Annotated in this window: 7 protein-coding genes; all 7 read left to right on the top strand. The window is 75.1% G+C overall.

Annotated elements, in window-relative coordinates; all coding sequences use genetic code 11:
• Window positions 1-353 precede the first annotated feature (353 nt).
• Window positions 354-1,298: a calcium-binding protein gene (locus ABD067_RS24000; RefSeq protein WP_343897948.1), complete on the top strand. Its 945-nt coding sequence runs from the start codon at window positions 354-356 to the stop codon at window positions 1,296-1,298.
• 107 nt (window positions 1,299-1,405) lie between these two features.
• Entirely contained in the window at window positions 1,406-2,131 is a 726-nt protein-coding gene (locus ABD067_RS23995) for a response regulator transcription factor (protein ID WP_343897947.1), read from the top strand.
• A 113-nt stretch (window positions 2,132-2,244) separates the two neighbouring features.
• Window positions 2,245-3,021 (top strand): calcium-binding protein, encoded by a 777-nt coding sequence (locus ABD067_RS23990; RefSeq protein ID WP_343897946.1) that lies wholly within the window; start codon window positions 2,245-2,247, stop codon window positions 3,019-3,021.
• A 13-nt stretch (window positions 3,022-3,034) separates the two neighbouring features.
• A complete protein-coding gene (locus tag ABD067_RS23985; protein ID WP_343897945.1) occupies window positions 3,035-5,302 on the top strand; it encodes a glycosyltransferase in 2,268 nt (755 codons plus the stop codon).
• Between the two features lie 17 nt (window positions 5,303-5,319).
• The gene (locus tag ABD067_RS23980) at window positions 5,320-6,645 is read left to right on the top strand and encodes a glycosyltransferase (RefSeq protein ID WP_343897944.1); all 1,326 of its coding nucleotides are present in this window, start codon (window positions 5,320-5,322) and stop codon (window positions 6,643-6,645) included.
• Complete coding sequence (locus ABD067_RS23975) at window positions 6,605-7,333, top strand: hypothetical protein (protein WP_343897943.1); 729 nt, start codon at window positions 6,605-6,607, stop codon at window positions 7,331-7,333. Before ABD067_RS23980 ends, ABD067_RS23975 begins: the two co-directional genes overlap by 41 nt.
• Window positions 7,334-7,340: 7 nt before the next feature.
• Window positions 7,341-7,914, top strand: a 574-nt coding sequence (locus ABD067_RS23970) for a hypothetical protein (RefSeq protein ID WP_343897942.1), incomplete at its 3' end; no start/stop codon positions are given.

Below are 7,914 nucleotides of genomic sequence, written 5' to 3'. Positions count from 1 at the left end.
GCGGCCCGCGGCGCCGCCCCTTCGTCCGCCAAGCGCAGGCCGAGCCGGTCGCCGGCGGCCAAGTCCCGCAAGGCGCCGTTCCCGCTCGCCGGCCCCACCTCCACCAAATGCGTCGTCGCGGCCGCGACGGTGGCGCGGTCTCCTGCCAAATTCGGCATGGCCAGTCCCCCTCGATGCCGGCGTGGTCCAGGTCCCGGGCCTCGAATAGCAGCGAAGCGCCCTTCCGGGCAGGGCCGGACGGGCCAGGCCCAGACGCCGCGTGCCGATACCTTCGCGGGGTGGAGAAACCCGCATTGCAACCAAAACGTCAATGCCGTAATGATTCTGCGCGCAAAAGGAGCAGGCGCCGAATCATGCGGTTCTCGATCGGCACGGGCCGGGCAGGATCTCCGGTCCAGTGGTACCTCCCCGGCACGGATGTCGCCCGTCTGCCTTCTCCGCCCGACGGCGCCCCGCCCCCGGTGACCGGGGCGTTGGAGGACGTGGCGACGGTTGGCGACGGCGGCGGCACCCTGCTCGGTGGGCTGGTCGGCTTTTCCGGCGATCCGGGCTCCGACGGGCAGGGGCTTGTCCTTGACGTGCTGGGGGCCTGGAACAGCGTCAAAAACGTGTCCGTCCTGTTGGACGAGGCGGGGCGCGTGACCCTTGCGGGGTTCGTGCACGCCGACGTCGCCCTGGGTGGAGGCGGCGACTCCTCCGTGGTGCTGTACGGGGCGAAGCGCGGCAATGTGCTGACCGGTGGCGGCGATGACACGGTGACGATCGAAGCCGCCTCGAACGTCTACGCCTGGGTCAACGAGTTCCGCGTCGCTACGGGCGGCGGCGGCGACACCGTGGTGGTGCGCGCTCTCGACATCGCGGCCGCCGCCGCGGCCGACGCCACCTTCGCCGCCACGGCAAGCGACGCGGGGGCCTTCGCCGGCACGGACGCCGCTTCGGTGGTGATCGCCGACCTGGGGGCGGGCGACGACACGTTTGTCGCGCTCGGGGAAAGCGCGGACCGCGTGTCGGGCGGCGGCGGCGAGGACATCATCCGCGCGGGCCGCGGCGCCGACGTGCTCGCCGGCGGGGCGGGGAACGACCTGTTCCTGTTCGTTGCGGGCGACGGCCGAGACACGATCCTCGATTTCCGCCCCGGCGCCGATCGCCTGGGCTTCGGCCTCGGCGCGGCGGAAGCCGAGGCGTTGCTGGAGGCAGCGACCGAAGCCGAAGGGGCGACCACCATCTCCTATGGCGAGGACGCGGTGGTGCTGGTGGGCGTGGCGAAATCGCAACTAAACGCGAATGATCTGCTGTAGCCGGCACCGCCCCACGCCCGGCCCGGCGCGGCGTGACGCAAAGATGCGCATACATTAATATTACATAATCCTACGCTTCCTTGGCTCACGGTCGCGTGATACAACCTGTGGGAGAACTGCGAGAGTTCCTCCAGGGCATGACGGTCAACTGCCTTCTCTTCGGTCCGCACGCGAGCCTGCCGGGGCACCTGCGCGAGGCCTTGGCGGCCGAGGGCTGTGCGATGGAGGGCGTGGAGGGGGCGGGAGCTTTCCGGGCAGGCGTGCGGTCCGGGCACTACGCCCTGGGCTTCGTCCACGCCGCTTGGCCGTCCAAAGCCGAAGCCTTGGACGCCTTGCGGGATCTCCGGCGGGCGTCGTCCATGCCCTGCATCTTGGTGGACGTGACACCCTTGCCGCCCGCCGAGCGCGTGGCGGGGTTGGAAGCGGGCGCGGACGAGGTCCTGGACGCCGCCGTTCCCCTGCCCGAAGCCTTGGCGCGGGTGCGGGCGGTGCTCCGCCGTTCCGGCCCGGCTACGGCCGCCGCGGCGGTTCACCGCCCCACTGGGGGCAGGTGGGGCCTCTCGCCCGGAGTGCGGCTGGTGCATGGGCCCGATGGCGTGTCGCACCGCTTGACCGGCGCCGAGTTCGACCTGCTGCGGTTGCTGATCGCGGCGTCCGGGCGGGCCGTGGAGCGCGACGCGATCTCCAGGGAAGCGTTCCGGCGGCCCTGGCGGCCGGAAGACCGGGCCGTGGACGGGTTGGTGAAGCGGCTCCGCCGCAAGCTCGGCCCCGACTCCATCCTGGCCTCACGCGGCGTCGGATACGCCCTGACCATCGAGATTCATTCCAGGTGATCGTATGTGGAGTTTTGTGATACACCTATAGGTAGTGTTGTGCGGCGCGTTAACGCGCGTTAGTTTTATCACGGAGGGCGAATGAAACGCCCGGATCCAAAAGGGGAAAAAGCATGGCGGACTTCGCCACTTTGCCGGGCGGCCTGTACTTCGGCAGCAACGAGGGCAACCTCGTGCAAGCCGACGGCGACATGCCGGGCAGCTTCGACAACCTGATTTCCACCTTCGGCGGCGCGGACACGATCTTCGCCGGCCTCGGCGACGACATCGTCTTCGCCGGCCGGGGCGATGACTTGGCCCTCGGCGGCGCCGGGAACGACTTGGTCTTCGGCCAGGACGGCAATGACAGCTTGGCGGGCGGCGCCGGAAACGACATCCTCCAGGGCGGCCGGGGCAACGACGCCATGGCCGGCGACGCCGGGAACGACACCCTCCTCGCCGACGACGGCGACGACGTCCTCGCCGGCGGCGACGGCAACGACGTGCTCGACGGCGCGGACGGCGACGACGTGGTGGCGGGCGGCGATGGCGCCGACCGGGCGAGCGGCGGCCGCGGCGACGACACCGTGGCGGGCGGCGCGGGCGCCGACACGCTGTCGGGCGGCCGTGGCGACGACCAACTGGCGGGCGGCGCCGGCGGCGACACCTTCACCTTCGAAACCGGCTTCGGCCGCGACGTGGTGCTGGACTTCCGCGCCGGCGAGGACGTGCTGGAGATCCAGAGCAACATCAACGGCACCGGCATCACCGACGCTTCGCAGCTGGCCTCCCGCATCAGCAGCGACGCCACCGGCTCGGTGATCACGCTCGGCAACGACCAGATCAAGCTCGTCGGCGTCTCCGCCGAGGACCTGATCGGCAACCTCGACGCGTACATCAAGATCGTCTGAGGCGCCCTGTAGGGTGCGGAGGACGAAGGCCGAAGCGGCGCCGGGGAAACCCGGCGCCGCAGCGTTTCCCGGCGCCGCGGTCGGGCTCCAGCCGGTCGAGCACCGCCTCGTCCGGTTGCCGAGCGGCGTCGTCCTGTTGGAACTGAACTGCGCCGTTCCGGCCGAGGGGGCCGGAGGGGCGGCCCTGCTGGTCGACGGCGCGCCGCTGCCGCCGCCCTCCGCGCTGCTGTCCTTGTCCCGGCCCGGCGCGCCCTCGCGCGCGATCCTGGCCGTCCGCGACAGCGCGGAACTGCTGCGGCCGGGCGCGGCGTGCGTCCTGACGCTCGGCGGCGCCCCCGCCGCAGCCTTCCCCCTCGACCCGCCGGTACCGGCGGAAACCCTGACGCTCGACCGCGAAGCCGGCGACCACGAGCGGTTGCTGCGCTTCCTGGTGGGCACGTGCGCCCAGGCCCTGCGGGCCGCCGACGATCCCGACCTGGCGGCGCTCTGCCATTCTCTCGCGCGCGCTGCGGCAGGGGAAGGGGCGGGCGGCGACGCCGTGCCCCTCAGCCACCCCGGTGCGCGGTTGTCCGCCTGGGCCGTGCCGCTGGCTGGCGGCGGCAGCGGCGCGTGGCGCCTGCTGTCGCGCGGCGCCGTGCGGCGGATCGCCCCGCCGGAAGGCGGCGTGCTCCTGCTCGACAAACCGCCGGTGGCCGGCGCCGTGCTGCTGCCGCCCGCGCCGGCCGCGCCGCTTGCTTTCCAAACCGCCGTGAGGGGGGCGGCCTCCTTGCCCGGTTTGGCGACGCTCGCGCGCGAGGCGCTCCGGCCGGATGGCAGCGGTCCCGGCGCGGCGGCGGGCCGGCGCGTGCTGCCCGCCCTGCTCCGCCGCGCCCGGACCGACGCGCGCTGCGCCGCCCTGCTGCGCGAGGCGCAACTGATGGAACCCGCCCGGCCGCAGCGCCTGAACGACCCCGCCAAGCCGGTCGGCGGCGCCCTCGAACTCGCCGTTTCCGACCACGGAGGCGGCCTGTTCCTGTGCGGCTGGCTGCGCGACCCCCTCGCCCTGGTGGACGGGCTCGAACTGCGGGGGCCGGGGGGCGAGGCGCAACCCATCCCGCCCGCGGCCTTGCACCGCGTCGCGCGGCCCGACCTCGCGGAGCGCTTCGCGCGCGCGGCCTTCGGCGGCGCCGGCCTCGCGCCCGGCTTCCTCGCGCACCTGCCCGCGGCGGACCACCCGGGCGTGGCGCAGTGGCGGCTCGGCGTGCGCCTCCTGTCCGGCGCATCCTTGGACCTATCCGCGCCCCCGGGCCTACTGCCGCCGGAGACGGCGCGAGACCTGGTGCTGCGCTCCGCGCATCCCGACGCGCTGCGGCCGGGCCTGCTGGACGCCTGCATCGCCCCGGCGGCCGAACGGCTGCACGCCGCCGTCATGCGCGGCTGGACCGGCGAGCCGGATGCGGTGGAGTTCGGCGCCGCGCAGGGCCGCGCGCCGCGCGTCTCGGTCGTGGTGCCGCTCTACCGGACCCTACGCTTCCTGCGCTTCCAGATCGCCGCCTTCGCGCGCGACCCGGGGGTGCGCGGCGCCGCCGACCTCGTCTTCGTCCTGGACTCGCCCGAGCAGCGCCACGAGGTGGAGCCGCTGCTGCGCGGCCTGTCCGCGCTGCACGGCGGCCTGGGGCTGCGCCTCGCCGTGATGCCCGGCAACCGCGGCTACGCCGCCGCGTGCAACGCCGGCGCCGCGCTCGCCCGCGCGGACACGCTGCTGTTCCTGAACTCGGACGTGCTGCCCGCCGCGCCGGGCTGGCTGCCGCCGCTGCTGGAGCCCCTGCGCCGCGACCGCGCGCTCGCCGCCATCGGGCCGAAGCTGCTGTTCGAGGACGGCTCCGTGCAGCACGCCGGCATGGTCTTCCGCCAGGACGCCGCGGGCGAGTGGCTCAACGACCACCGTTGCAAGGGTTTCCCGCGCTCGCACCCGGACGCCGCCAGGGGCGGCCCCGTGCCGGCCGTGACGGGCGCGGCGCTCTGCGTGCGGCGCGCCGCCTTCGAGGCCGCGGGCGGCTTCGACACCGGCTACGTCATCGGCGACTTCGAGGACTCCGACCTCTGCCTCAAGCTCCGCGCCGCCGGGGGCGAGATCGCCTACGAGCCGGCCTCCGAGCTGTTCCACTTCGAGCGGCAGTCCGTCTCCGCGCACGAGGGCCACTCGCGCACCCTCGCCGGCGCCTACAACCGCCGCCGCCACCACCGCCGCTGGGACGCTGCCATGGCCGCCCTGATGGCGCGCTTCCCCGAAGGCGCTTGAGCGGGGGAGCCGGCGCCGTGCGCATCCTCTTCGTCCTCCACAACCACCCGGCGTTGCAGCCCGGCGGCACCGAGGCCTTCGCGCTCGGGCTCTTCCGGGCGCTCCGCGACCGGCACGGGGCGGAGGGCCTGTTCCTCGCCGGCACCACCGGCGCGCTGCGCGAGCGGAAGCCCGGCACGCTGCTGCAAGCGGCCGGCGCGGCGCCGGACGAGATGCTGGTCTCGCTGGACAACTTCGACCGCTTCTTCCTGGTCCAGCACGACGTCCACGGCCTGGCCAGCCTGGCGCCGCTGGTGGCGAAGCTGCGGCCGGACGTCATCCACCTGCACCACCCGCTGCTGTTCGGCCTGGACGCGATCGACATGCTGCGCGGCGCCGCGCCCGACGCTGCCTTCGTCGCCACCCTGCACGACTACTTCGCCATCTGCCCGCGGGAAGGGCAGTTGCTGACGGCCGAAGGCCGCCTCTGCGCCGGCCCGTCGCCGGACGGGTGCCGCCGCTGCTTCCCCGACCGCCCCGCGCTGGACTTCTCGCTCCGCGCCCTGGCCGTGCGCGACGCCTTCCGCGCCGTGGACCGCCTGGTCGCGCCGAGCCGCTTCCTGCGGGACCGCTTCGTTGCCGCGGGTTGGGACGCCGAGCGCTTCGCCGTGCTCCCCAACGCCGTGCCGGCCGCCGTTCCGGCGCCGCCGCGCCCGCTGCCGCCAGGCGGACGGCGCGACCGCTTCGCCGTGTTCGGCAACATCAACCGCTTCAAAGGCACGCTGGTCGCCCTCGGCGCCTCCGCGCGGCTTTCGCGCGAGGGCGTCGCGCATTCGCTGGCGCTGCACGGCGGCACCGCATGGCAGTCCGACGCTTTCCTCGCCGAATTCACCGCGGCGCTGGCGGCGGCGCCGGACGCCCTGCACCGTGGCGCCTACGGCGCTCCGGACGCCGCCGCCCGCATGGCGGATGCCGACTGGGTGGTGGTGCCCTCCGTGTGGTGGGAGAACGCCCCGCTGGTGATCCTGGAGGCGTTCCGGCACGGCCGCCCCGTGATCTGCGGCGGCGTGGGCGGCATGGCGGAGATGGTGCGCGACGGGGTGGACGGGCTGCACGCGCCGGTGGGCGACCCGGCCGGGCTGGCCGCCGCCATGCGCCGCGCCGCGGAGGAGCCGGGCCTGTGGGACCGCCTTTCCGCCGGCGTCCGCCCGCCGCCCGACATGGACGACGCAGCGCGCGCCCACCTCGGCCTCTACGCGGACGCGCTCCGCCGCAAAGGCGGGCGCGCTCCGCAACGCAACCCGAAGAACCGGAGACAGCCCCTTGGCAACCGTGCTCGACCAGTCGCCGCGCCACCAGGCTGACGCGCCGCCGGCCCGCGGCGCCGCGCTCCCCGAGGTGCAGGGGCTGGTGGACAGGGCGATGCCCGACCGCCTGTACGGCTGGGCCTGGAACGCCAGCGACCCCGGCGAGCGCGTGGCCGTGGAGCTGCGCCTGGGCGACGCGCCCGTCGCGCGGGCGGTGGCGGACCTCGCGCGCCACGACCTGGAGAAGGCCGGCGTCGGCGACGGCCGCCACGCCTTCGAGTTGCCGCTCGAAGCCGAGTGGACCCGCCGCGCCTCCGAACTCTCCGTGGTGGTGCGGACGGCCGACGGCGTGGCGACGCCGATCCCCATGCGCGTGCGCCGGCAGGCGCCGGAAACCTCGCTGCCCGCGGCCGGGCTGCAACGGGCGCTCGACGGCCTGGCCGCCGGGCAGGAGCGGGTGGCGGCGCAGGTCGCGGACCTCGCCACCCGGCTGCCCGGCCCGGAGGAGCGCGACGCGGTGCGGACGCTGGTGGCCGCCCAGGCCGCGCTGTCGGAACGCCTCGACACGCTGGCGCTGTGGCTGGCTCGGCTGGACGAACGCCTCGCCGACACGGGGCCTCCGGCGGCCGGCTCGCCGCAGAAGGCCGCCAAGGCGCGGCCGGACCTGTGGCAGGCCGTGCTCTTCGCCCTGCTCGGCGCCGCGGCGGCGGGCGGTGTGGCGGCCGGCTTCTTCCTGCGCGGCTGACCGGCCGATGGCGAAGCAGGCGGCGCCCCGGGCCGCGGGGGTGATGGCGCGCTTGGCGCCCGAGGTTTCGGGCGCCTTGCGCCTGGCGGCCGGGCTCGGCGTCGCCGGCGCGCTCGGCCCCTTCTGCCTGGTGCTGTTGCAGGTCCAGATCTACACCCTGGTCGTGCCCACGGGCGACGTCGGCACCGCGGTCGGCCTCGCCGCCGGCTTCGCGGTGGCGGCGGCGCTGATGGTGGCGCTGTCGCACCTGCGCGACGCGGCCCTGCTGGCGATCGGCCACCGCGTCGCCAGGCGCTTGGCCTCGCCCGTGCTGCTCGCCGCGACCGCGCGCGGCGGCGCGGAGCCGGCCGGCGCGGCGGCGCGGGCGATGCGCGACGTGGAGGAGGTGCGCCGCGGCGTGTCGGGCTCCCTCAGCGGCCTCTTGCTCGACGCCGCCGTGGTGCCGCTGCTCCTCCTGCTGATGGCGGCCTTCCACTGGGCCTTCGCCGTGTTCGCCGCCGCCTGCGCCCTCGCCGCGCTGCTGCTGGGCCTCGCGGCCGATCGCGCGACGCGCGCGGCGCTGGCGGGCGCCAACGGCGCGG

It is taken from the genome of Craurococcus roseus (assembly GCF_039523795.1).
GTDB classification, from domain to species: Bacteria; Pseudomonadota; Alphaproteobacteria; order Acetobacterales; family Acetobacteraceae; genus Craurococcus; species Craurococcus roseus.
This window is presented reverse-complemented; position numbering and strand designations above follow the sequence as displayed.

Bases quoted from the DNA above. Each gene is read 5' to 3' on its own strand.
- ABD067_RS24000 (WP_343897948.1), top strand. From the start codon at position 354: ATGCGGTTCTCGATCGGCACGGGCCGGGCAGGATCTCCGGTCCAGTGG.
- ABD067_RS23990 (WP_343897946.1), top strand. From the start codon at position 2,245: ATGGCGGACTTCGCCACTTTGCCGGGCGGCCTGTACTTCGGCAGCAAC.